This is a genomic window from Pseudomonas sp. CMR5c (assembly GCF_003850545.1).
Taxonomy (GTDB): domain Bacteria; phylum Pseudomonadota; class Gammaproteobacteria; order Pseudomonadales; family Pseudomonadaceae; genus Aquipseudomonas; species Aquipseudomonas piscis.
The window spans coordinates 1,976,293-1,999,473 of record NZ_CP027705.1; the positions used below are offsets into that span (position 1 = coordinate 1,976,293).

General features: G+C 62.5%; 28 protein-coding genes and 1 tRNA gene. 20 read left to right on the plus strand and 9 right to left on the minus strand.

All coding sequences use genetic code 11. The annotated features are described in order from the left end of the window. Nucleotides 1–37: 37 nt before the first annotated feature. From C4K40_RS09285 to C4K40_RS09335, 11 genes are all read left to right on the plus strand, one after another. Nucleotides 38–787 carry an electron transfer flavoprotein subunit beta/FixA family protein gene (locus tag C4K40_RS09285; protein ID WP_031321267.1) on the plus strand — a complete coding sequence of 250 codons (750 nt, stop codon included), beginning with the start codon at nucleotides 38–40 and terminating at the stop codon, nucleotides 785–787. 2 nt (nucleotides 788–789) lie between these two features. Beyond that, nucleotides 790–1,719: an electron transfer flavoprotein subunit alpha/FixB family protein gene (locus C4K40_RS09290; protein WP_022643196.1), complete on the plus strand. Its 930-nt coding sequence runs from the start codon at nucleotides 790–792 to the stop codon at nucleotides 1,717–1,719. Nucleotides 1,720–1,797: 78 nt separating this feature from the next. Next, nucleotides 1,798–2,622 carry an ABC transporter substrate-binding protein gene (locus C4K40_RS09295; protein ID WP_022643197.1) on the plus strand — a complete coding sequence of 275 codons (825 nt, stop codon included), beginning with the start codon at nucleotides 1,798–1,800 and terminating at the stop codon, nucleotides 2,620–2,622. Between the two features lie 9 nt (nucleotides 2,623–2,631). Continuing rightward, on the plus strand, nucleotides 2,632–2,988 hold the full coding sequence (locus C4K40_RS09300; protein ID WP_031321268.1) for a DUF4398 domain-containing protein: 357 nt from the start codon (nucleotides 2,632–2,634) through the stop codon (nucleotides 2,986–2,988). Beyond that, complete coding sequence (locus C4K40_RS09305; RefSeq protein WP_053135837.1) at nucleotides 2,985–3,797, plus strand: OmpA family protein; 813 nt, start codon at nucleotides 2,985–2,987, stop codon at nucleotides 3,795–3,797. Before C4K40_RS09300 ends, C4K40_RS09305 begins: the two co-directional genes overlap by 4 nt. Before the next feature lie 203 nt (nucleotides 3,798–4,000). Further along, the gene (locus C4K40_RS09310; RefSeq protein ID WP_022643200.1) at nucleotides 4,001–5,440 is read left to right on the plus strand and encodes a PLP-dependent aminotransferase family protein; all 1,440 of its coding nucleotides are present in this window, start codon (nucleotides 4,001–4,003) and stop codon (nucleotides 5,438–5,440) included. A gap of 78 nt (nucleotides 5,441–5,518) precedes the next feature. After that, on the plus strand, nucleotides 5,519–6,037 hold the full coding sequence (locus C4K40_RS09315) for a hypothetical protein (protein ID WP_053135840.1): 519 nt from the start codon (nucleotides 5,519–5,521) through the stop codon (nucleotides 6,035–6,037). Between the two features lie 169 nt (nucleotides 6,038–6,206). Continuing rightward, the gene (locus tag C4K40_RS09320; protein WP_053135844.1) at nucleotides 6,207–6,461 is read left to right on the plus strand and encodes a YkgJ family cysteine cluster protein; all 255 of its coding nucleotides are present in this window, start codon (nucleotides 6,207–6,209) and stop codon (nucleotides 6,459–6,461) included. Nucleotides 6,462–6,504: 43 nt separating this feature from the next. Beyond that, entirely contained in the window at nucleotides 6,505–7,113 is a 609-nt protein-coding gene (locus C4K40_RS09325; RefSeq protein ID WP_053135847.1) for an START domain-containing protein, read from the plus strand. A gap of 142 nt (nucleotides 7,114–7,255) precedes the next feature. Further along, nucleotides 7,256–7,492, plus strand: coding sequence for a hypothetical protein (locus C4K40_RS09330; RefSeq protein WP_031321271.1), 237 nt, complete (start codon nucleotides 7,256–7,258; stop codon nucleotides 7,490–7,492). 211 nt (nucleotides 7,493–7,703) lie between these two features. Next, nucleotides 7,704–8,045 carry a ribonuclease E inhibitor RraB gene (locus C4K40_RS09335; RefSeq protein ID WP_022643205.1) on the plus strand — a complete coding sequence of 114 codons (342 nt, stop codon included), beginning with the start codon at nucleotides 7,704–7,706 and terminating at the stop codon, nucleotides 8,043–8,045. Nucleotides 8,046–8,350: 305 nt separating this feature from the next. On the opposite strand, the gene C4K40_RS09340 is transcribed toward C4K40_RS09335, so the two are convergent. Beyond that, nucleotides 8,351–9,115 (minus strand): cytochrome c, encoded by a 765-nt coding sequence (locus C4K40_RS09340; protein WP_053136003.1) that lies wholly within the window; start codon nucleotides 9,113–9,115, stop codon nucleotides 8,351–8,353. Between the two features lie 35 nt (nucleotides 9,116–9,150). Further along, nucleotides 9,151–9,600, minus strand: coding sequence for a rhodanese-like domain-containing protein (locus C4K40_RS09345; protein WP_031321273.1), 450 nt, complete (start codon nucleotides 9,598–9,600; stop codon nucleotides 9,151–9,153). Nucleotides 9,601–10,201: 601 nt separating this feature from the next. Between C4K40_RS09345 and C4K40_RS09350 the strand changes: the two genes are divergently transcribed. The 3 genes from C4K40_RS09350 to C4K40_RS09360 all read left to right on the plus strand — a co-directional run bounded on the left by C4K40_RS09350 (nucleotide 10,202) and on the right by C4K40_RS09360 (nucleotide 14,404). Further along, a complete protein-coding gene (locus C4K40_RS09350; protein ID WP_053135849.1) occupies nucleotides 10,202–11,407 on the plus strand; it encodes an acetyl-CoA C-acetyltransferase in 1,206 nt (401 codons plus the stop codon). 24 nt (nucleotides 11,408–11,431) lie between these two features. Next, nucleotides 11,432–13,576, plus strand: a complete 2,145-nt coding sequence (locus C4K40_RS09355) for a 3-hydroxyacyl-CoA dehydrogenase NAD-binding domain-containing protein (RefSeq protein ID WP_053135851.1) — start codon at nucleotides 11,432–11,434, stop codon at nucleotides 13,574–13,576. A 105-nt stretch (nucleotides 13,577–13,681) separates the two neighbouring features. Then, complete coding sequence (locus C4K40_RS09360) at nucleotides 13,682–14,404, plus strand: amidotransferase (RefSeq protein WP_053135854.1); 723 nt, start codon at nucleotides 13,682–13,684, stop codon at nucleotides 14,402–14,404. Nucleotides 14,405–14,443: 39 nt separating this feature from the next. Here C4K40_RS09360 and C4K40_RS09365 read toward each other — a convergent pair whose 3' ends face one another. From C4K40_RS09365 to C4K40_RS09375, 3 genes are all read right to left on the minus strand, one after another. Further along, nucleotides 14,444–15,415, minus strand: coding sequence for a magnesium and cobalt transport protein CorA (locus C4K40_RS09365; RefSeq protein WP_022643211.1), 972 nt, complete (start codon nucleotides 15,413–15,415; stop codon nucleotides 14,444–14,446). 141 nt (nucleotides 15,416–15,556) lie between these two features. Further along, entirely contained in the window at nucleotides 15,557–16,279 is a 723-nt protein-coding gene (locus C4K40_RS09370; protein ID WP_031321274.1) for a 1-acyl-sn-glycerol-3-phosphate acyltransferase, read from the minus strand. 198 nt (nucleotides 16,280–16,477) lie between these two features. Beyond that, entirely contained in the window at nucleotides 16,478–17,167 is a 690-nt protein-coding gene (locus C4K40_RS09375; RefSeq protein ID WP_022643213.1) for a crotonase/enoyl-CoA hydratase family protein, read from the minus strand. A gap of 319 nt (nucleotides 17,168–17,486) precedes the next feature. On the opposite strand from C4K40_RS09375, the gene C4K40_RS09380 reads away from it, so the two are divergent. Beyond that, nucleotides 17,487–17,576 (plus strand) — tRNA-Ser (locus C4K40_RS09380). Between the two features lie 108 nt (nucleotides 17,577–17,684). On the opposite strand, the gene C4K40_RS09385 is transcribed toward C4K40_RS09380, so the two are convergent. Both C4K40_RS09385 and C4K40_RS09390 read right to left on the minus strand, forming a co-directional pair. Then, entirely contained in the window at nucleotides 17,685–18,098 is a 414-nt protein-coding gene (locus C4K40_RS09385; RefSeq protein ID WP_031321275.1) for a hypothetical protein, read from the minus strand. Continuing rightward, nucleotides 18,095–18,403, minus strand: a complete 309-nt coding sequence (locus C4K40_RS09390; RefSeq protein WP_053135857.1) for a hypothetical protein — start codon at nucleotides 18,401–18,403, stop codon at nucleotides 18,095–18,097. Before C4K40_RS09390 ends, C4K40_RS09385 begins: the two co-directional genes overlap by 4 nt. Before the next feature lie 143 nt (nucleotides 18,404–18,546). Here C4K40_RS09390 and C4K40_RS09395 point away from each other — a divergent pair, with 143 nt between their 5' ends. Beyond that, complete coding sequence (locus C4K40_RS09395) at nucleotides 18,547–19,362, plus strand: hypothetical protein (RefSeq protein WP_022643216.1); 816 nt, start codon at nucleotides 18,547–18,549, stop codon at nucleotides 19,360–19,362. Nucleotides 19,363–19,449: 87 nt separating this feature from the next. After that, complete coding sequence (locus tag C4K40_RS09400) at nucleotides 19,450–19,887, plus strand: hypothetical protein (RefSeq protein WP_053135859.1); 438 nt, start codon at nucleotides 19,450–19,452, stop codon at nucleotides 19,885–19,887. A gap of 4 nt (nucleotides 19,888–19,891) precedes the next feature. Here C4K40_RS09400 and C4K40_RS09405 read toward each other — a convergent pair whose 3' ends face one another. Next, a complete protein-coding gene (locus tag C4K40_RS09405) occupies nucleotides 19,892–20,902 on the minus strand; it encodes an alpha/beta hydrolase (protein ID WP_083456967.1) in 1,011 nt (336 codons plus the stop codon). 91 nt (nucleotides 20,903–20,993) lie between these two features. On the opposite strand from C4K40_RS09405, the gene C4K40_RS09410 reads away from it, so the two are divergent. Together C4K40_RS09410 and C4K40_RS09415 are read left to right on the plus strand one after the other, a co-directional pair. Beyond that, nucleotides 20,994–21,632 carry a TetR/AcrR family transcriptional regulator gene (locus C4K40_RS09410; protein WP_053135862.1) on the plus strand — a complete coding sequence of 213 codons (639 nt, stop codon included), beginning with the start codon at nucleotides 20,994–20,996 and terminating at the stop codon, nucleotides 21,630–21,632. A gap of 66 nt (nucleotides 21,633–21,698) precedes the next feature. Next, the gene (locus tag C4K40_RS09415) at nucleotides 21,699–22,031 is read left to right on the plus strand and encodes a DUF2388 domain-containing protein (protein ID WP_031321278.1); all 333 of its coding nucleotides are present in this window, start codon (nucleotides 21,699–21,701) and stop codon (nucleotides 22,029–22,031) included. Nucleotides 22,032–22,229: 198 nt separating this feature from the next. Here C4K40_RS09415 and C4K40_RS31525 read toward each other — a convergent pair whose 3' ends face one another. Then, nucleotides 22,230–22,490: a hypothetical protein gene (locus tag C4K40_RS31525; protein WP_157064371.1), complete on the minus strand. Its 261-nt coding sequence runs from the start codon at nucleotides 22,488–22,490 to the stop codon at nucleotides 22,230–22,232. Between the two features lie 300 nt (nucleotides 22,491–22,790). Here C4K40_RS31525 and C4K40_RS09425 point away from each other — a divergent pair, with 300 nt between their 5' ends. Further along, nucleotides 22,791–23,156, plus strand: coding sequence for a glycine zipper domain-containing protein (locus C4K40_RS09425; RefSeq protein WP_031321282.1), 366 nt, complete (start codon nucleotides 22,791–22,793; stop codon nucleotides 23,154–23,156). Nucleotides 23,157–23,181: the final 25 nt, after the last annotated feature.

The following is a 23,181-nucleotide window of genomic DNA, read 5'->3' on the forward strand; positions in this document are numbered from 1 at the left end:
GGCGACTTTCTTTTCACCGGAGAGTAACGAGGAATCCATGAAGGTTCTTGTAGCTGTCAAACGAGTGGTCGACTATAACGTCAAGGTTCGCGTCAAGGCGGACAACTCCGGCGTCGACCTCGCCAACGTCAAGATGTCGATGAACCCTTTCTGCGAAATCGCAGTGGAAGAAGCCGTACGCCTGAAAGAGAAAGGCGTGGCGACTGAAATCGTCGTCGTCTCCATCGGTCCTGCTACTGCCCAAGAGCAGCTGCGTACCGCCCTGGCACTGGGTGCCGATCGCGCGATCCTCGTCGAATCCGCTGAAGAGTTGACCTCCCTGGCCGTGGCCAAGCTGCTCAAGGCCGTGGTCGACAAGGAACAGCCACAGCTGGTGATCCTGGGCAAACAGGCCATCGACAGCGACAACAACCAGACCGGCCAGATGCTGGCTGCCCTGAGCGGCTACGCCCAAGGCACCTTCGCCTCCAAGGTCGAAGTGGCTGGGGACAAGGTCAACGTCACCCGTGAAATCGATGGCGGCCTGCAGACCGTTGCGCTGAACCTGCCAGCGATCGTCACCACCGACCTGCGCCTGAACGAGCCACGCTACGCGTCGCTGCCGAACATCATGAAAGCCAAGAAGAAGCCGCTCGAGACGCTGACTCCTGATGCTTTGGGCGTTTCCACCGCCTCCACCAACAAGACCCTGAAAGTCGAAGCGCCGGCTGCACGCAGCGCAGGCATCAAGGTCAAGTCGGTGGCTGAACTGGTCGAGAAACTGAAAAACGAAGCGAAGGTAATCTGATCATGACTATCTTGGTAATCGCTGAACACGATAACAAAGCGCTGGCCCAGGCCACCCTGAACACCGTGGCTGCTGCTGCCAAAATCGGTGGCGACATTCACGTGCTGGTGGCCGGTCAAGGCGTTGGCGCCGTGGCCGAGGCTGCTGCCAAAGTCGCTGGCGTGGCCAAGGTGCTGGTAGCCGACAACGCTGCCTATGCGCACCAACTGCCGGAAAACGTCGCACCGCTGGTTGCCGAGCTGGGCGCTGGCTACAGCCACATCCTGGCTGCCGCCACTTCCAACGGCAAGAATATCCTGCCGCGGGTTGCTGCCCAGCTGGACGTCGACCAGATCTCCGAGATCATCTCGGTAGAAAGCGCCGACACCTTCAAGCGTCCGATCTATGCCGGTAACGCCATTGCCACCGTGCAGTCCACTGCTGCGGTCAAGGTCATCACCGTGCGCGCCACCGGCTTCGACGCCGTTGCCGCCGAAGGTGGTTCGGCGGCGGTGGAAACTGTCGGCGCGGCCCACGATGCTGGCAAGTCGAGCTTCGTCGGCGAAGAGCTGGCCAAGTCCGATCGCCCTGAGCTGACCGCTGCCAAGATCGTCGTTTCCGGCGGCCGCGGCATGCAGAACGGCGACAACTTCAAGCACCTGTACGCCCTGGCCGACAAGCTGGGCGCTGCGGTCGGCGCTTCCCGCGCGGCCGTGGACGCAGGCTTCGTGCCTAACGATATGCAGGTCGGCCAGACCGGCAAGATCGTCGCGCCACAGCTGTACATCGCTGTCGGTATCTCCGGCGCGATCCAGCACCTGGCGGGCATGAAGGACTCCAAGGTGATCGTCGCGATCAACAAGGACGAAGAGGCGCCAATCTTCCAGGTGGCTGACTACGGCCTGGTGGCTGACCTGTTCGAAGCCGTACCTGAGCTGGAGAAGCTGGTCTAATCCAGCCGCTTCACTTATAAAGAGCCCGGCCTCATGGCCGGGTTTTTTTTGTCTGTCGTTTATCGAGGGAGTGATGTCATGGAACTGCGCCGCATGAGTGGTTGGCCCGTGTTGCTGGGGCTGGCGCTGTTGCCCTCGCTGGCGATGGCGGTGGGCAAGTGCGAGCGGCTGGTGGTGACCGGCAGTCCCGATGCGCCACCCTACCTGTGGCGTGATCCACAGGATCCCAGGCACCTGATCGGTGCCAGCGCCGACTTGCTGCAACAGGTGGCCGGGGAGCTGGGGCTCAAGGTCGAGCTGCTGTACGCCGGCAAGCGTTCCGAGGCGCTCGAGGAGGTGCGTACCGGGCGCATGGACATGCTCGCCGATGCCCCGTTGACCCTCGACGAGCTGGAGTCCCTGGACTATATCCACCCGGCCCTGGTGCAGAACGACTATCTGGTCTGGACGCGCAAGGAAACGACCCTGGATTACCGCCAGTTGTCCGATTTGCAGGGCCACTCCGGCGCCGTTTCGGAAAAGGCCCGCCTGACCCAGCCATTCCAGGCCTTGGCCAAGGAGCAATTGCAGCTCAAGCGCCTGCCGAACCTGACCCAGGTTTTCCAGAAACTGCTGCTGGGCGAGTTCGACTATGTGCTGGCGCCACGCTACGCCGGCATGGTCATGGCCCAGTCCCTGGGAATGGCCGCCGACCTGGCGGCATTTCCCCTGCCCATCGACAAGCCCGGGTTGTTCCTGGCGCTGTCCCACAACTCTGCCTGCAATGACCCATGGTTGCGCGGACAGCTGGCGAAAAAGATGACAGAATTGCCCGCGTCCGGTCTGACGGAGGCCCTGTTGCAGCGCAATCTCGAGCGTTGGAAGGCCCAGTTGCAGCAACCCGTCAGCAGTCCCAAACCGTAGGAATCTCGTGTGACTATTCGACCTCTTTTTGCTGCCTTGGCCCTGCTGGCCATGGCGGGTTGTGCCTCAGACCCAGCCCCCAACGAGCAGATGCGCCTCACTGCCCAGGCCCTGGAGCAGGCCAAGGCCGTGGGAGCCTCGGCCGAGGATGTGCCGGAGTTGAAGCTGGCCGAAGACAAGTTTTCCCGGGCCCAGGGCAATATGCAGGATGAGTCCTACAAGAAGGCGCGGGTCCGTGCCGAGCAGGCGGAGTTGGATGCGCGCCTGGCCGAGGCCAAGGTCCTGACCCAGAAGAGCCGGGAGCAGGTGAATATGCTCGAGACCCGCATCACTCGCCTGCGCAAGCAACTGGGGGATGCCCAATGAAGATTTCCAAGCCGCTCTTGGGTGCCGCGGTGTTGCTGGCTGGCGCCAGCCTCCTGGGATGTGCCGGCCAGCAGAGCGAGGAAGCGCTGCAACAAGCCGGCAACGACTTCCAGAAGGTCAAGGAAGACTCCAATGTCCTTCGGGTCGCCCCCAAGGATGTGATCCGCGCCGGTGAGTCCCTCGCTCGTGCCGATCGTCTGTCCAGCTACTGGGGCAGCGGCAGCGACGTGGAGCATTACGCCTACCTGAGCCGCCGCTACAGCGAGATTGCCCGCGAGCATACCGAGCAGACGCTGAACCAGGAGCGGGCGGCCAAGCTCGAGCTGGAGCGCCAGCGCCTGCAACTGGCCCTGCGTGAAGCCAAGTTGATCAGCGTGCAACAGCAGGGCAAGTGGCTGGAGGAGCAGATCCTCAACATGGCCACCACCCAGACCGATCGAGGCCTGGTGATGACCCTGGGGGATGTGCAGTTCGATACCGGCGAGGCGGAGCTCAATAACTCCGCCAACCGCATCGTGCTCAAGGTGGCCCAGTTCCTCCAGCTCAATTCCAAGCGCGTGGTGCGGATCGAGGGGTACACCGACAATACCGGTGAACATCAGGGCAACCTGCAGCTGTCCCGCGACCGGGCCCAGGCAGTGGCGGATGTGCTGGTGGACCTGGGCGTCGACGAAAAACGCATCCAGGTCGAGGGTTATGGCGACGACTATCCGGTGGAGGCCAACGCTTCCGAGCGCGGCCGGGCGCAGAACCGTCGGGTAGAGATCGTTTTCTCCGATGAGAAGGGCCAGCTCGGCGCCGCACGCTGAGGTTTTGCCAGCTTTCATGAAAAACCCGATGCCTGGCCGCATCGGGTTTTTTTATGCCTGCCCAACGGCTGGAAAAAACTTGCCGTGGTGCTTTTCACTGCCTGGTGTCCTCGACTATTGTGGAAACTGTCCCAGTACACTTCTAAACTGTGCCGGTATTGTTTCACACAAGAATAAAACACCGTGAAATCGGGTGCTGCGCCATGACCAATCTCTTGCTCTATCAACGTATCGCTCAGCAGTTGGCTGAGGATATTCGCCGTGGTGTCTATCAGCCTGGGGAGCGCGTACCGTCGGTGCGCAAGATGAGCTCGCAGCTCAATGTCAGCCACGCCACGGTGCTGCAGGCCTACGCCAACCTGGAAGACCAGGGGCTGATCCGCGCGCGACCGCAGTCGGGCTACTACGTGCACCAGACGCCTGCGCTCACCGCGCCGACGCCGGATATCGCCCGGGTCGAGCGTCCGGGGCTGGTCACTCGCAGCAGTATCATCCAGCAGGTGCTGGTGGAGTCGCGCCGGGAAGGGGTGTTTCCCCTGGGGGCCGCGGTGCCCAGCGTCGACTACCTGCCCGTGCGCGCACTGCACCAGCAATTGGCCAAGGTCACGCGCTTCCATAGCCCTCGCGCCTTCAGCTACATGTTCAGCCCGGGATTCGAGCCGCTGCGGCGCCAAGTGGCGATTCGCATGCGCGATGCCGGCGTGGTGGTCGACCCGTCCGAAGTGGTGATCACCCACGGTTGCGTCGACGCGCTGCAGATGTCGCTGCGGGTCCTGACCCGACCCGGTGACCTGATCGCCGCCGAGTCGCCGACCTATTACGGGTTGCTGCAACTGGCCGACTTGCTGGGGCTCAAGGTCATCGAGATCCCCAGCGATCCATCCACCGGCATGAGCCTGGAGGCCTTGCAACTGGCAGCCAACCAGTGGTCGATCAAGGCCCTGGTGCTGACCACGCGCCTGAGCAATCCCCTGGGCGGCACCATGCCCGAGGAGCGGCAGAAGCAGTTGCTGCGCCTGGCGTCGGACTTCGATATCCAGGTGGTCGAGGACGATATCTACGGCGAGCTGATGTTCGAGGTCGGCCGCACCAAGTCCCTGAAGGCCTATGACCGCCTGGACCGGGTGATCTACTGTTCCAGTTTCTCCAAGACCTTGTCGCCCGGCGTACGCATCGGTTGGATGATCGCCGGCAAGTACCAGCAGGAAATCCAGCGCCTGCAGACCTTCAGCACCCATTCGGCCTGCAGCGTGACCCAGATGGCCGTCGCGGCTTACCTTGAGAACGGCGGCTACGATCGGCACCTGCGCTACATCCGCCAGGAGTATCGCAAGAACCTCAGCGCCTTCCAGCTGGCGGTCCAGCAGTACTTCCCGGAGGGCACGCAGATCACCCGGCCCACTGGCGGCTTTATCCTCTGGGTCAGCTTGCCGGGGCGGGTCAACACCCAGGAATTGCATGTCCGGGCCCTGCAACAGGGCATCAGCATCGCCCCCGGGTTGATCTTCAGCAATACCGAGCAGTTCAACCACTGCGTACGCCTCAACTGCGGCACCCCATGGAATCGCGAGGCCGAGCGGGCGCTGATGACCTTGGGGATGCTCGCCAGCCAGTTGTGCCAGGAGGCGGCAGGCGGATTCTAGACAATGCAGTCCCGTGCTTGTCATGGGGCGTGCAACAAGCGAGCATAGAGGCACCTTGTTCTCGATCTGCCTGTTTTTATGAAAGCCTTTCTTCCTGCCATCTGGTTATGTGCCTGCCTGTTGGGAGCGGTTGCTGCCATGCCCGTCGAGGCCGCAGCACCTGTGGAAAAAACCGCTGCCGGCACTACTCGGACGGACCATTCGACAGCCTCTGGCAAAGCACCGGCAAAGAAAGTCCCGGTAAAGAAAGCTCCGGCCAGTAAAACCAAGGCCAGCAAGACCCAACCGGCAAACAAGAAGCCTGCTCCCACCAAACAGTCCAAGTGGGCCTACCAGGACATCAAGACGCCGCTGGTCAGCCCCAAGCTGGACTTGAACCTGCCAACCGAGATGGTCAAGCACCTGCAACCCCTGGGCGCCACGCCATTACCCAAGCGCGCGCCGTTGCTGCCGCCGATGTTTGGCGAGAAACCCAAGGAAAGTACCCCGTTCCAGCTCAACGGCCGCCTGCTCACCAACGAGATGCAGCTGCAATTGCGTCGGGAAGAGCGTCGGGACATCGAGGGCGCCGCCCTGGATTTCGAGTTCAAGCAGTAAATTCTTTGCCGTCCTTGTGACCGTCGTGGCCGACACTTTGTCGGAGACTGATCAGTCACGCACGGTTGTGCGTCAAATCCGTTCTTCGAGTAATTTTAAACGGCTGTTTTAGCGGTTACTCTTGTGCGGCGTCATCCAACTCTTTGCTTGTCGCGAGGAAATCTTCGTCATGAACTGCCGTGAAGGTTGTGGCGCTTGCTGCATCGCCCCTTCCATCAGCACCCCGATTCCCGGAATGCCCCAGGGCAAGCCGGCTGGAGAACGTTGCCTGCATCTTTCGGTCGAACACCTGTGTGGGCTGTTCGGCCTGCCTGAGCGGCCGGCGGTGTGTGGGGCCTTCCAGGCAGAGGCCGAGGTCTGTGGCCAGAGTCGTGAAGAAGCCATCCGCCTGATCGGCTGGTGGGAGCAAGTGACGGCGGCTTAGGGTGTTCTCAATGAACGGAACTTCAACAATAAGGAATAAGACAATGGGTTCGCTGCATCGAATCGCTGTGCTCTGTGGTTTAACCGTGCTGTTGTCGGCAACGGCCCAGGCCGAAGACTGGCAGACGGCCAAGGACGAAGACGGCATCAAGATCTCCTTGAGCGAAGTGGCCGGCTCCAAGTACAAGGCCTACCGTGGTGTCACCACCATGAAGACCTCCATCGACAAGCTCCGCGCGCTGCAAGAAGACGTTGCCGGAGCCTGCTCCTGGATCCACGAATGCAAGACCCAGAAGCTGCTCAAGCATGAGGGCGACCAGAGCTGGACCTACACCCAGTTCAACACCCCATGGCCGGTCACTGCCCGCGACTCGGTCCTGCACATCACCACCAGCCAAGGCGCCGACGGCAGCCTGACCCGCAAGCTGGAGGGTGTGCCGACCTATATCCCCGAGGAGAAAGGCTTCGTGCGCGTGGCCCAGGTCGAGGGCTACTGGAAGTTCGTGCCCAAGGGCGCCGACCAGGTGGAAGTGACCTACCAGGTCCATACCGAGCCAGGTGGCAGTGTCCCTTCCTGGCTGGCCAACAAATTTGTGGTCGATGCTCCGTTCAACACCCTGAAGGCACTCAGGGCCCGTGCCGAGAAGCCTTGATCGCAGCGTTGCATCCGCCATGCAAAAGGCCGCCTTCGGGCGGCTTTTTTAATGGCTTCGGGCCATGGCGCAGCGGAACGTTTGCCTGGGCCACAAGGTCCAGATTATGTGGGCCCATACAGGGGCCATCGAGGAGGCATTGATGCAAAAGTGGCAAGTCACTTTCGTTGATGATCATGGTGTCCAGTCCGTCGAGCATTTCGACTGCGAACAGCCACCGACCCTGGAGCGTGCCGCGCAGCTGGTGCGGGCCAGATTACTGCCGGTGAGTGCCGAACTGGATCTCAACGACCTGGAGGGGCGCACCGACACGCCCACCCTCAAGAGCCTGAAAGAACAGAACAGCATTCAGATTCTGAGCATCACGCCGATCCAGTAAGTAGCAGAGATGGCACCGGCCATGATTTCTGGCAGCGTCCAGAGGCAGGCGCTAATCTGCAAGCAAGGTCAGCGAATTCTTCACCAAGGCCTGATCTTGCCAGCTCCATGCTTGTTTCCTGTCGACCTCCCCCGGGTCGTGATACGGGCCTTTTGGGCCTGTCATTCGGGAAGCACGGAAAGTCTATCCATCGGTTTGAGGAGGACGTTTCATGAGCACAGCCTTTCAAGACGACATCAGCAGCAGCGTGCTGCGCCGCATGAAAGAGGGCGGCTTCGATTTTTCACGCTTTCATCCCATCGAGTTCTACGCCATTTTTCCGGATGAGGAGCGGGCGCGCAGGGCCGCGGGGCAGTTTCGCGGCGAATCCTTGAATGCCCAGGTCAGTCCCCGTGACGACGGTGCCTGGTACCTGGAACTGAGCAAGGTGATGTATGCCACCCATGGTGGCATCGGTGATTTCGAGCAGGACTTCGAAGCAGTGGTCGAGCCCTTGGGCGGCATCATCGAGGGCTGGGGAGTGAAGCACGAGATTCGTGGGCGGCTGATATAGCCGGATAAGCGCACCGAGACCGACGATTGGCCAACCCACGGGTTGGCCAATTGCATTTCAGGGCCCGCAAAGGCAAAAAAAAGCCACCCGGGAGGGTGGCTAAAAGGGAAGACCGGTCTTGAGCGGGAGCCGGTCAGGAGAGTCCGGATCCTTTGATCGTCGGCGTCATCAGGTTTGCAGCAGTGGCTTCATCAGGCAGGTGAAGTGTTGCTCGATGGGGGCGATTATCCGCCGGCATGCGCAGTGGGTGAAATCGACTCTGGCTATGCCAGCGATAGCCAGGGTCTCTAGTCGAACCGAGGGGTTCAGGGCTGCTTGCGCCCGGCCATGTGGCGCAGGTAGTCCAGCAGCAGCTCCAGTTCGGTATCGGGCAGGACGCTGTTGCTGAAGCCCGGCATCTTCGCCTGTGGCCAGCGTCTCAGGCTCTGTGGATCGCGGATGTAGCGCTTGAGGAAGTCACCGCCGAAGTACTCGGTGGGGTTATAGGGGACGTTCAGGTCGGGGCCGAACTGCGAATCCCCGGCGCCGTTGAGCCGGTGGCAGGCCAGGCAGTTCTTCTGGAACAGGGCGAAACCCTGGTTCACCGGGCCATCGGCGGCTAGCGCAGGGTCCGGCCGCAGGGCCGGGAAACGTTCGGCCACCGGCGCCAGGCGCTGGATCCGCGCCACCTGGAACGGCCATTGCTCGGGGCTGATATGCCCGGCCGCGGGGTTGGTCCACACCAGGTAGAAGGGGCCGGCGCTGGGCTTGCCGGCTGCCAGGGCTGGCCAGGGCTTATGTGGATCCTCGATGGCCAGCCAGGCCCGGGCTCCCTGGCGTTCGAGCAGTGGCGCGGCGCTCAATTCGGCGGCGAAGCCGTCCAGGGCCACGGCCTGCAAGTGGTCCTCGGGCTTGAGGCCGGGGAGCAGGTCGGCCAGCGGGACCGCGCGGTAGCGCATCTGGCGTTTGTAGGAGACATCGTCCTGGATGCTGATGTCCCGGGCCTCGGGGTGGCGCAACAGCTCTTCGGTCTGCCAGGCGCGGCTGCCGGAGCCCAGGTCGATCAGCAGTTGTGCGGCGTGCAGGGGCATGCTCAGCAACAGGGCAGTGCACAGGAACAGGGTTTTCAATTGATGGCCGTCGGATCGTCGTCAGTGGGTTCGTTGCCGGGCAGCACGTCGTCCGGTCGCGACACGTGATCGAACAAGGCGTCCCGGAGTTCTTCGTAGTTGCCGCCGTTCACGATACCGAAATAACCACGCTGGATCAGCGTGTCCTCGGCTTCCAGGGCGTGCTGGTTGGTGTCGCTGTAGATCACCACCGTGGCGTTGGGGTCCAGCACCACCTTGCGCAGCTGGTAGGCCAGGCCCTCGGCGCTGATGCCGGTGCCGTCTTCCAGTTCGAGGTTGACCTGCAGCGAGTTGTGCAGGTTGCCGGCGGCGAAGTCGCTGTCGTTGCGCAGATCCAGGATCAGGGCACCGTCGTTGATCTCATCCACGGCGCGGTTGACGTCGATGATCCCGGCATGGGCGTTGAAGGCGCTCAAGAGCGCGGCAAGTGCAATCCAATGGCGCATGAATCTTCCCCGTGATGTTCCCCAGGAAGACTGGCACACAAGTCCGTGCCCCGGTAGGAACCGGGGACAATTTTATGACTCGTTGATCGAGCCGCCATGAATCAGCCGATCACCTTGGTGAGGTTCGGCAAGATCAGCAGCAGCGTGGTTGCGAAGAGGATGAGTCCCGCCTGGCGAACTTTCGAGTGTTTGAACATGGCTGAATGCCTTTTGTTGTTATTCCTGAGCATCAATGCAAGCCGGTCCCTGTTCTTCACTATGGGCCGGCCATGTTTCCATTTTCTTACCTGTCCCGGTGCAAAGACCCTCCGGGACTTCCTACAGTTTCTACCTTAGGGGCCTTGAATCCCCTGGCTTAGATCCAATTCATATGACGTCATCGCGAGCTTCGATAAAAACCTTATAAGTTCTTCCCGATGCCCCCTGGCCGCCCTTTGGCTAGACAGCTCGCGACCCTTGGTCGGGCTATCCATTAGCTGCCTACCGTTCGTCTGAGCGTCACCGTCAAGGCGGCTGAGCGCATCGGTCATTGAATCCGACGCTGCCGCGCCTAAGGTGGGAACTCGACATTTTCTCCCTGCACAAACGGTTCGAGGACGTCATGACCCAAGCTTTGATATTCGATGCGTTACGCACGCCCCGTGGCAAAGGCAAGGCCGATGGCGCCTTGCACAGTGTGAAGCCGGTGAACCTGGTGGCGGGGCTGATGCGGGCCCTGCGCCAGCGTTGCGAGCTGGATACCAGCCAGGTGGACGATGTGGTCCTGGGTTGTGTGACGCCCATCGGCGACCAGGGCGCCGATATCGCCAAGACCGCGGTGCAGGTCGCGGACTGGGATGTCAGCGTGGCCGGGGTGCAGATCAACCGCTTCTGCGCCTCGGGCCTCGAGGCGGTGAACCTGGGAGCGATGAAGGTGCGCTCCGGCTTCGAGGAGCTGGTGGTGGTCGGTGGCGTGGAGTCCATGTCGCGGGTACCCATGGGCAGCGACGGTGGCGCCTGGGTGCTGGACCCCGAGACCAACCTGCACAGCCACTTCACGCCCCAGGGCATAGGTGCCGACCTGATCGCCACCCTCGAAGGCTTCTCCCGCCAGGATGTCGATCAGTTCGCCCTGCAATCCCAGCACAAGGCCGCGCGGGCCCGGGCGGCCGGAGCCTTCGCCAAGTCCCTGGTGCCGGTGCAGGACCAGAACGGCATTGTCCTGCTGGACCATGACGAATTCATTCGTGCCGACTCGACCCTCGAGGGCCTGGGCAATCTCAAGCCGAGCTTCGAGATGATGGGGCAGATGGGTTTCGACGCCACGGCTTTGCGGGTCTACAGCCACGTCGAGCGGATCAATCATGTGCACACCCCGGGCAACAGTTCCGGGATCGTCGACGGAGCGGCGCTGATGCTCATCGGCTCCGAGGCCAAGGGACGTGAGCTGGGTCTCAAGCCCCGGGCGCGGATCGTCGCCACTGCGGTCACCAGCACCGACCCGACCATCATGCTCACCGGCCCGGCACCGGCCACCCGCAAGGCCCTGGCCAAGGCCGGGCTGCGGGTCGAGGACATCGACCTGTTCGAGGTCAACGAAGCCTTCGCCTCGGTGGTGCTCAAGTTCATCAAGGACATGGCCATCGACCCCGCCAAGGTCAACGTCAACGGTGGCTCCATCGCCATGGGCCACCCCCTGGGCGCCACGGGCTGCGCGATCCTCGGCACCCTGCTCGACGAACTGGAGGCCCGCGGCCAGCGCTATGGCCTGGCCACCCTGTGTGTCGGCGGCGGCATGGGCATCGCCACCATCATCGAACGCCTCTGAGCCCCGATATCAAGGAATCCTTTCATGACCGATGCCATCCGTTACGAAAAAGGCCAGGACCAGATCGTGGTCCTGACCATCGATATGCCGGGCCAGAGCGCCAACACCATGAATGCGGCCTACCGCGACGCCATGGCCGCCACCCTGGCCCGGCTGCAGGCCGAGCAAGCCGACATCGCCGGGGTGATCGTCACTTCGGCGAAGAAAACCTTCTTCGCCGGCGGCGATCTCAACGAGCTGATCAAGGTCGGCAAACCACAGGCCCAGGCCTTCTATGACATGGTTCTGGCCCTCAAGGCCCAACTGCGGGCGCTGGAGATCCTGGGCAAGCCGGTGGTGGCGGCAATCAACGGCGCGGCCCTGGGCGGCGGTTGGGAAATCTGCCTGGCTTGCCATTACCGCGTGGCCCTGGACGACAAGTCGCTGCAGGTAGGCCTGCCGGAAGTCACCCTGGGCCTGCTGCCTGGCGGCGGCGGGGTAGTGCGCATGGTGCGCATGCTGGGCCTGGAGAAGGCTTTGCCGTATCTGCTCGAGGGCAAGAAGGTCCGGGCGCAGCAGGCGCTGCAGGCGGGCCTGGTGAATGAGCTGGCTGGCGATCGCGACGAGCTGCTGGCCAAGGCCCGGGCCTGGATCGCCAGCAACCCGACGGCCAAGCAGCCCTGGGATGTGAAGGGCTACCAGATTCCCGGCGGCGCCCCTTCGAACCCGAAAGTGGCGCAGATGCTGGCCATCGCTCCTTCGATCCTGCGCACCAAGACCCAGGGCTGCTTCCCCGCACCGGAGAAGATCCTCTGTGCCGCGGTTGAGGGCGCCCAGGTGGACTTCGATACCGCCCAGTTGATCGAGGCTCGCTACTTCACCGAGCTGACCACCGGCCAGGTGGCGAAGAACATGATCGGCACCTTCTGGTTCCAGCTCAATGAAATCAACGCCGGCGGCTCGCGGCCCCAGGGCGTGGCGCCCCAGGCGACCCGCAAGGTCGGGGTGCTGGGCGCCGGGATGATGGGCGCGGGCATCGCCTATGTCAGTGCCGTGGCGGGCATCGAGGTGGTGCTCAAGGATGTCAGCCGCGAGGCGGCGGAGAAGGGCAAGGCCCATTCCGCGGCCCTGCTGGAGAAGAAGGTCGGCCGTGGGCAACTGAGCGCCGAACAGCGCGACGCGACCCTGGCACGCATCCTCACCACCGCCGAAGATGCCGACCTGGCCGGTTGCGACTTGATCATCGAGGCGGTCTACGAGGATCGCGAGCTCAAGGCCAAGGTCTCCAAGGCGGCGCAGCAGGTGGTCGGTGCGCAGGCGGTGATCGCCTCCAATACCTCGACCCTGCCCATCACCGGGCTGGCCAGCGCGGTGCCCAATCCGGACAAGTTCATCGGCCTGCATTTCTTCAGCCCGGTGGAAAAGATGCCGCTGGTGGAAATCATCAAGGGCGCCAAGACCAGTGATGAGACCCTGGCCCGAGGGTTCGATTTCGTCCAGCAGATCAAGAAGACCCCGATCGTGGTCAACGATAGCCGCGGCTTCTTCACCTCCCGGGTATTCGGCACCTTCACCAACGAAGGCATCGCCATGCTCGGCGAAGGCATCGCCGCGCCGATGATCGAGACCGAGGCTCGCAAGGCCGGGATGCCCGTGGGTCCGCTGGCGATCTCCGACGAAGTGTCCCTGAGCCTGATGAGCCACATTCGCCTGCAGACCACCAAGGACCTGCAAGCCGAAGGCAAGCCTGTCATCGAACACCCGGCATTCGCCGTGATCGACCTGCTGCTCAACGAGTACAAGCGCGCGGGCAAGGCCGCCGGTGGCGGTTTCTACGACTACCCGGCCGGTGGCCAGAAACACCTGTGGCCGCAGTTGCGTACGCGCTTCTACAAGGCCGACGGGCAGATCTCGCCCCAGGACGTGCGCGACCGTTTGTTGTTCATCCAGGCCATCGAGACCGTGCGCTGCGTGGAAGAGGGCGTGTTGCAATCCACGGCCGACGCCAACGTCGGTTCGATCTTCGGCATCGGTTTCGCGGCCTGGAGTGGCGGCGCGCTGCAGTTCATCAACCAGTACGGGGTGCAGGATTTCGTCGCCCGCGCCCAGTACCTGGCACGTCAATACGGCGAGCGCTTCAACCCGCCGGACCTGCTCCTGGAGAAGGCGCGCCAGGGCCAGTTGTTCTGAGCCTGGCGGGCGTTAAATGACGGCCCCCGGGGCTTGCCTTGCCGTGGTATTTCAAGGCAGGCTCTGGGGTGTTCGTTATTGCCATCGCCTTGTCAGGAATATTTTATGTCGCTACGCATCTGCATTCTTGAAACCGATATCCTGCGTCCCGAACTGATCGACCAGTACCAGGGCTACGGGCAGATGTTCCAGCGCCTGTTTTCCCAACAGCCCATCGCCGCGCAGTTCAGTGTCTACAACGTGGTGCAGGGCCAGTATCCGGCTGACGACCTGAAGTTCGATGCCTACCTGGTGACGGGCAGCAAGGCCGATTCGTTCGGCACCGATCCGTGGATCCAGACCCTCAAGGCCTACCTGCTGGAGCGCTACGAGCGTGGCGACAAGCTGCTGGGCATCTGCTTCGGCCATCAGTTGCTGGCGTTGCTGCTGGGGGGCAAGAGCGAGCGGGCGAACCAGGGCTGGGGCGTGGGCATCCACAACTACAAGCTTGCGGCCAAGGCGCCGTGGATGAGCCCGGTGGTGGAGGAGCTGACCCTGCTGATCAGCCACCAGGACCAGGTCACCGCCTTGCCGGAGAACGCCACGGTGATCGCCTCCAGCGATTTCTGCCCGTACGCGGCCTACCACATCAATGACCAGGTGCTGTGCTTCCAGGGGCATCCGGAATTCATCCACGACTATTCCCGCGCCTTGCTCGACCTGCGCCATGAGTTCCTCGGCGAGCAGGTCTACCAGAAGGGCGTGGCCAGTCTCCAGCACGATCATCACGGCACTACCGTGGCCGAATGGATGATGCGCTTCGTCGCCCACAAGCCCGCAGCGGCCTGAGGCAAGCCGTGGCCCCGCCTGGCGCGGGGCCACGTCGTTTCACAGCCAGCCTGAACGCTTGAAGCTGGCCCAGAGGGCCACGCAGCCCACGCTGATGAAACCCAGGACGCCAAAGTAGCCGTAGTGCCAGCCCAGCTCCGGCATGTTCTGGAAGTTCATCCCGTAGATCCCCGCCACCGCCGTGGGAAACGCCAGGATCGCCGCCCAGGCGGCGAACTTGCGCTGTACGATGCTTTGCCGCGAGGCCTCCAGCAGCACGCCGATCTCGATGGTCTGGCTGGCGATGTCGCGCAGGGTCGAAAGGTCTTCCATCTGCCGTGTGACGTGGATCTGCACATCGCGAAAATACGGCCGCATGTTCTTGTCGATGAAGGGGAAGCTGAGCTTCTGCAGGTCCTCGCTGATCTCCACCATCGGCGCCACGTGGCGGCGCAGGCGCAGTACATCGCGACGCAGGCTGTGCAGGCTGAGGATGTCGCGCTCGTTCATCGACTGGCACAGCACGTTGCTCTCCAGCTCCTCGATCTCGGCGTGGATGGCTTCGCTGACCGGCTGGTAGTTCTCGGTGACGAAGTCCAGCAGGGCATAGAGCACGAAGTCCTCGCCATGTTCGAGCAGCAACGGGCGGGCCTCGCAACGCTGGCGCACATGGCCGTAGGAGGCCGAGTGGCCATTGCGGGCGGTGATGATGTAGCCGTTGCCGGCGAAGATATGGGTTTCGATGAACTCCAGCTTGCCGTCGGTGCGCACCGGCGAGTAGGTGACGATGAACAGGGCATCGCCGAAGGTTTCCAGCTTGGGCCGGCTGTGTTTCTCCAGGGCATCCTCGATGGCCAGTTCATGCAGGTTGAACTGGCGTTGCAGGTTGGCCAGTTCGTGGGCGTTGGGTTCTTCCAGGCCGATCCAGACGAAATGCCCGGGCTTGGCCGCCCAGGCCGCCCCCTCGTCGAGGCTGATGTTCGTGACTTTCTTTCCGCCGCTGTAGACGGCGGCAGCAACAACTCTACCCATGGTTCAGGTTCACTTCTTCTTATCAAGGGAGCGGTGGCAAATCAGCAGCTTAGCCTGCATTGCAGCATCAGAGTCCCCTGGGAGATGCGAGTTCGTAGATAAATGAAAGCCCGCGCGAGGCGGGCTTTGGCTCAACAGGGCTCAGTTCGATTGCAACTGACGATCCATACTGGCGATGCACTCGAGCATTTGCTCGCGACATTGCGCCATCAGCCGTGGCAAGTCGTCCATGCTCAAGCCGGCAGTGGGGATCGCCGGTAGCGAACGAATCAGGATTTCACCGCTGTTCCAGCGGTTCAGGCGCATGTGCTTGATGTAGTTGCTGGTACAGACCGGAACGATGGGGACCCCGGCGGCGATCGCCATCTGGAAGGCGCCGCGCTTGAATGGCAGCAGCTCTTCGCCGCCGTTGCGCGTGCCTTCCGGGAATACCCAGATCGAGGTGTCCTTGTGTTGCAGGGTGTGGGTGGTGGTGACTATCGAGCGCCGGGCCTTGTGTGGGTTACCGCGGTCGATCAAGACGTTGCCCGACAGCCAGAACAACTGGCCGAACAGCGGAACCCATTTCAGGCTCTTCTTGCCAATGCATACGGTGCGTGGCGGCACCACGTTGCCGAACACGAACAGGTCGTAGTTGGACTGATGGTTGGCGATGATCACGCAACTTTGTGGCTTGTCCATCAATGGCCCGGCCTCGGCCCTGACCTTCAGGCCCAGGATGCGCATGGCCGGCCAGGCATACAGGCGGGCACACAGGCGGCTGTTGTCAGGGTTGAAGGGACGACACAGTCCAAGCAGCAAGCCCAGGCTGCCAGCAGCTATAAAGTGCAAGCCCATCAAAGACATACGAAACAGATACAGCATCTAAACGGCCACCGCGCAGGGGACAAAAGGTGGCGCAGTGTACGAATGTGCACTGTTTTCGGCAATTGCTCCGCCAGGCAGGATGAGCAGTGATGATTGAGCGGATGTGTCCGATGGCGGGGCGTGCAGGGGGGGAGGCTTCGCGAGGCAATAAAAAGCCCGGCACAAGGGCCGGGCCATGCTCGTTCATGCCGGGGTTTAGCCCAGATGCCCCTGGTCTTCGATGATGGCGTTGTCCAGTCTTTCCAGCAGGGCCTTGCGTACCTTCAGCTTGGTGTTCTTGTGGGCCAGCATGTTGATCTTCTTCAACTGGCGCGCTGCGGCCAGGGCGGCGCCCTGGAGTTCTTCGGCGCTGACCACCTTGTCGAGGAAGCCGGCATCCACCGCGCTGTGGGGGTCGAACATCTCGCCGTTGATCACCGAGCGGTGCAAGGCCGAACGCCGCAGGCGGTCACGAGCCAACTCGATGCCGGCGTGGTGCATAGTCATGCCGATCTGCACTTCGTTGAGGCCGATGCTGAAGGGGCCCTCGACACCGATGCGGTAATCGGCCGACAGCAGCAGGAAGGCGCCCTTGGCCACTGCGTGCCCGGGGCATGCGACGATCACCGGGAACGGATGGGACAGCAGGCGCCGGGCCAGGGTCGAGCCCAGGGTCACCAGGGCCACGGCCTCCTTGGGGCCGGCGGTCATGACCTTGAGGTCGTAGCCGCCGGAGAGGATCCCTGGCTGGCCAGTGATGATCACCACCGCGCGATCGGCGGTGGCCTGGTCCAGCGCGGCATTAAAAGCGGCAATCACGTCCGGGGAGATGGCATTGACCTTGCCATTGCTCAAGGTCAGGGTCGCGATACCGTCTTCGAGATGGTAGGAAATCAACTCACTCATGACGCAATTCCTTGTATTAGAAGTGCAGCAGAAGTTACCCAGCATGACCGGCCTGGTAAAGCGCCATGACTGACTGATGAGTCAGGCTTTGTCCCGGGTGGCAGGTCGCACGACCCGCTGGGCTGCATCCCTGTAGCTGCACGGCAGCCAGGAGCGAGCCGAAGATTGGCCGGTTTGCCGTGTGCCGCAGGGGCGTGTAGGCCCTGAAAACCAGAAAAGTGCTTAAGCGCATGAAAATTCTGAAAAAAACCTTTGCCATCTGAAAAGCTTTCGACTACATTAGCGCGCCTCGACAGACTGAATCGGTTTGAAGAGAAACGGTGAGGTGTCCGAGTGGCTTAAGGAGCACGCCTGGAAAGTGTGTATACAGGAAACTGTATCGAGGGTTCGAATCCCTCCTTCACCGCCATATTCGATACAAGAAACCCCTGAAGGCCCATGGCTTCCAGGGGTTTTTTGTTGCCTGCGAAAATAGCCTCCCGCCCAGGGCTCGGTCGTTCTCGGCGCGTGGGTGCGCTCACCGGGGGTTGCTGTTGTTCTGGTCCTCGGGCAACTGCACGTTTGCCCTTTCCAGCATTGCCTCCACCTGCGCCAGGAAGTACCGGGGCAGGGGCGAGCCCTGGCCGTACATATCCGCCAGGCCGACTTCCACGACATTGCAGGCCAGCGCCTGCAATTGTTCGACCTGTTGCGTATCGAGCATTGCACAGAGCGAGGCCGGCATGTCGTCGCCCCGGCCGTTCAGGGCCAGGCCGGCGCCGGCCTGTTCCCACAAGGTCAGGTTCGAGTAGCTGGCCATGGATCGCAGATGCTCCAGCAGTTCGTCGATGCACGGGTGGGCGATGCCTTGCGCCTGACAGTAGGCATCCAGGCAATGGGCGGCGTACTCCTGTAAGGCCGATAGGGATGCAGGCGAGGGACTGGCGTTCATCGGTAGTTTCCGTGGGGAGTATCGGCGCTGTCGACGGTCGTGGTCTGCGGCTCGTGTGCGGCGGCCTGCTGGCTATTCACTAGCACCAGGTCCACGTGCAGCCCAGGATCGAAGTCGGCCCAGGCATCCTGCAGGTGCAAATGCTCCATGCCGTCTTCCTGCATGCGTTGTGCGGCCTGCAGCAGGAAATCCCCCAGCGCCCTGAGAGCCGCGGGCGAGGCGAGCAGGGTTATTTCGTCCAGCGGCATTTGCGTAGGCGAACCGGTGCGGGTGCCGTATGCCTTGAAGGCGTCGATCGTTATCATTGCGCGATTTTCCCGGAGTAGGGCGCTTGGCGTGCTACTGGCCCTGTGCAGGCCGCCATTGAAACAAAGAACGACCACAGCGGCTACGCCTGGGGTAGCGCCTTCAGATGGCACCGGACTAAGCATCGAATGGAGATGAGCTTGTGAAGCATCAGCAGTTGCTGGAGAAACTGGCCGCCAGGCACCTGGTCCAGGCTTTGGACGAGGACCTTGCGCGGCTGACCTGGAAGGCGATGGTTGCACAGCAGCATGGTCACCAGGGCCCGCGGATCGATGTGGTGTTGCCAGGTCTGCTGGCTCGCTGGAATTGCGTGCTGCTGGCGGATGAGTCCCAGGTCGCGCCGCTCTATCGGCACAAGGCCTGGCTCGCGCTGGCCACGCTGTTACATAAATATGGCCTGGCCGAGCCGGGCATTACCGCCCGGGCCGTGGAGGCGATCGAGGAACTGAATCGAGCGGTGGCCCTGGGGGACAAGTTTCACCAGCGCTCGCAGGAGTTCAGCGCTGGCCTGCAAGTGCCTCCCGTGGCCCTGGCGCGCAAGCCGGCGCTCCCGGACTCCGTGACGTTCTACCGTGCTGGCGACGTATTGGCCATTCAGCTGGAAGGCCGGTTCTACGCCGCTTATGTGCACCGCCTGGGTAGCATCAACGAGAGCCCGATCATCGAGTTCTACGCCCGGGTATTCGACCAGGTGCCGACGCTGGAACAGTTGCAGCAAGCACTGGCCCAGGGCGAGCTATACAACGATGGCATCCGGCGCAAGAGCCTGTATTGCGTGAGCGGCATCAAGTTCCAGCCCGATCCTGCCAATCAGCTGACACTGATTGCCGCCTGTGTCGCCAATCCCCCGGATAGCCGCCACCTGGCCCCTTCAGTGGGGCTGTATGCGCTCTCGGACATCCTGCGCATCCAGGGCACCATTCGCAGTCTGTTCGAGGAGTCCGCCCCGGCGGCCTGAATACCACCAGACCAGCTGGCGCCCGGATGTTCGCCGCGGGGCCCGGCCGTTCATCCCCGGCGAATAATCACTGGCAGTTGGAACACCATGACGATTTCAAGGAAAGGCCGCTACCGGTACGGCAGCGAAGACGCGGATATCCAGCCGGAGATCCACCGCTACAGCCAACCGAGCTACGAGGCAGTGAGGTTCAACGCTGCCCGGTGCGTCTGCGGGAACGACAGGTTCACCCTGGAAACCGACGAGGAAGTCGGCGCCGGCAGATGCACTTGCACCCGGTGCGCAACCGTCAAGCTGCTGGGTGACAGTGCCGACTATGCGGCACAGGCGGCTTTCGAGAACCATGTCTGCGTCTGTGACCACGAACACTTTGCGATCACCTCGGCAGTCGCGCTCTATGCCGATAGCAACGATGTGCGCTGGTACTACATCGGCTGCCGGTGCGATGCCTGCAATTTGGTCGGGGTGTTCGCCGACTGGAAATGCGAAGGAGGCGACGCCGACAGCTTCCTGGCCCGGACTTGAAGGCTCAGCTGCGCCGGTCCAGGGGCTCGGGCAACTGCTGCCGGGCGGGGGGCGCGGTCGTCGGATCGCCGGTGCTGGCCAGGACCGTCTCGATGAACTGCAAGATGGCCTGGTTCATCTGGGTCAACCCCGGTTCTTCCAGTGGATAGTGCCCGGCATTCTCCAGCATGCGGATCTGTACCTCGACCCGGGCCAAGCGCTCGAGGAACGGCTGGCTCAGTTCCAGTGGCGTCCAGCGGTCCGCAGCCGGCTGGGTCAACAGTACCGGGCAGGCCTGGAAGTCTTGCGGGGCCACCACCGGCACGTAGTTCAAATAGGAGCTCAGGAAACGCAGGCTGGCCCAGTTGCCCGCCGAGGTGCGGTCCCTGAGGCAGGTTTTCAGCGCGGCGCGGTCGTTGACCAGGGTGTGCATCTTGCTTGCCAGCCACATCGGCATCTTCATTCCTGCCAATGGAGTACCGGCCAGGGCGTGCATCAGCGGCCCGCCCAGGCGGCCCAGCAAGGGGGTGAGGGCGGTCTGCTCCCTGACCAGGGCCAGTCGCTGGTCGAGGAAGGTCATGCCGATGATGCCCGCCACTTTCTGGTTCATGGCCGCCGCGTGGTAGGTGAGCATGCCGCCGGCGCTGAGGCCGTAGAGAAAGATCGGCCGAGGGTCGCGGCGCCGTTCATGCTCGATGAACTCATGGGCCAGTTCCACCCAGGTGTCATAGCGCACCTGGGCGCCTGGGGCGACCCGGGTCTCGCCGTATCCAGGCATGTCGATTGCCACCGTTTCCAGCCCTTGCCGCGACAGGGGTAGGCCGACGATGGTCGACATCTGCCGACCGTTGGTCCCGACCCCATGGAACAGGATGACCTTGGCCGGTGCTGTCGGATTGACGAACCGGTCCAGGTGCACCTGATGCCCACGCCATGGCCAATACTCCTCTTGCGGGGCATTTTCAGCGTCGATGCGATAGGCCGCGGGGAGGAAGGCCTGGATGTCTTGCCATTGGGTCTGGTCTTGGTAGCTCATTGCAGGTCTCGCTCTGGACGGGGAAGATGGAGCGCTTGGTGAACATGACATTTGTCACGTTGAAATATAACTTATGTTGGATTTATGCGATATGCAAGACAGCTCGTCGGTTCCCAAAGGCAAGAAGGTCGCAAGGCTGCCCCAGCAGGAGCGCTCGCAATCGCGCATGGAAAAGGTGCTGGCGGCTGCAGAGCAACTGCTCCAGGAAGTCGGCCCGGACGCCACATCGATCCCCGAGATCGCCAAGTTGTCGGGAGTCCCGAGGGCGAGCATCTATCAGTTCTTTCCGGACAAATACGCGTTGCTCGCCCATCTGGCGAGCCAGCAGATGGAGCGTATCGCCGCGCTGATCGATAGCTCCAGACCCGGCCCCGAGGGCGACTGGAAACAGGCCATCGGTCGGGTCATTCGCGGCGTTGCCGGTTACTACAACGCTCACCCGGCCGCCAGCCTGCTGCTCCTGCGCGGCAACTTCACCCCGCTGGACAGCCAGGCCCACGAGCGCAAGGACGCCATGATCGGCAGCTTGCTGCGCGACTACCTGCTGGCCCGGGGCGGCTTCGACAGCCTGCCTCGGCAGCCGGACGTGACCACCCTGGCGGTGGAAATCGCATTCGCCTGCATGAAGTACGGCTACCTGGCCGAAGGCCGCATCAGTGAAACCATTTGCGTCGAGGCGGAGCAGGCGGCGACCGCCTACCTGTCCCGTTGGCAATCACCAGCGGCTTGAGGCTGCGTTCGGACACGCCGGATGCTAAGTTGCGCGCCTGCCTTGGCCCAGGATGGCGATCCACCGATGAAGAGTTGTAACCAGGCGTTATTGATCTGTGCGTTGTGTGTCACCCCGCTCTCGGTGGTGGCGGGAGAGGAGAGGAACCCCGTGGACCGGGCCTCGATGATGGTCACCGGCGTGACCGGCCTGACCACGTTCGGCACCTTGGGCACCACATCCAATCCTGGCGAGATCTTTCATTCGGCCAAGGGCGATGCCCTGGCCTTCGTCGGTTCCGGGGGCCAGATTCGCGGCGCCCAGCTGGAGCAGGCACTGCGTTGCTATCGGACACTGCATCCTGCCAGTGATGCCGACGACATGCGCCTGGCCCGGGCCCTGGCGGCGTACGACAGCTGAACGTCGAGGGAAAATTTGCCCTGGATCAGTTTTTCTTCCACTGGCTGGCCGCTCGTCGGCGTCTGCGGTGCTTTGGCCGGCAGGTCGGCGAATGACTGTCTAGTCTCAAGCGCCGTGACGATCAGTACTTTCCAGGCAATCAGGAGCTTGCCGGTGCTGGTCGGTTGTTGGAGGGAGCTGGGAGATGAGGAGTCTTGCTTATATCGAAGACAACGGGGATGAGTTCCCAATCAACAACTTGGTGCGTTGCGGGCAGGCGGCATTCGAGGCGAAGGCTGAGCCTTCTGCGAATGTCGTCAGGAAAAAATCCGCGGTGACATCGGTCGCCAGCAATACGATGTTTTTTCCTCGGGCCCTGCCCAAGAACAAGCGATCTTGAATAACGACTGCCCCGCACTTGCGGGGCTTTTTGTATGTGGGCGAAGAGGCGCGGGTGGCGGGCGGCAGAAAATTTTTCATTCGCGCCGCCACGCCCGCAGGCCGGGGGCGACAGAGGTCGCGTTGGAGGGGCGTCGGGCCTGGCGGTGAAATTTTTCACGCTTTCTTCACATCTGCCTGCGTAGGCTCAAACCATCCGTTAAACGCAACACCCTAGCCCGTTCCCCAGCGGGCTTTTTTTTGCGTGGTGATAAAACTCTTCTGGAATTGGTTGTCCAATCCGGCGCCAAATCCCGGGTGGTTTCGCGGTGACCTGCGTCGAGTCATGCGGCGCCGGGTTCTTACATGTCAGTTTGACAGTCTTTTTTCGAGGTTCAAGTCATGCGTTTAACTCTCCCTGCCCTGGTTGTGGGACTTTTGCTGGCCCAAGGCGCGATGGCCGGTGACGGTACAGCAGCCATTGGCGGTGGCCTCGGCGGCGCGCTGGGCAATGTGGTGGGGCAGAAGCTTGGCGGCAGCACCGGAGCGGCCATCGGCGCGGGTGTCGCCGGGGCAGCCGGCAGCGCGGCTGGTGCGCGCAAGGGCAGCCGGGCCAAGGCGGCGATCGGTGGCGGCCTGGGTTCGGCTGGTGGCTCGTTGATCGGCAATCGCCTGGGCGGCAGCACCGGCGCCACTGTCGGTGCTGGCATCGGTGGTGCGGCGGGCGGTGCCCTGGGCAGCAGCATGGGGCACAAGAAGCGTCACTGATCCAGGCGCAAGCAACCCGAGAACC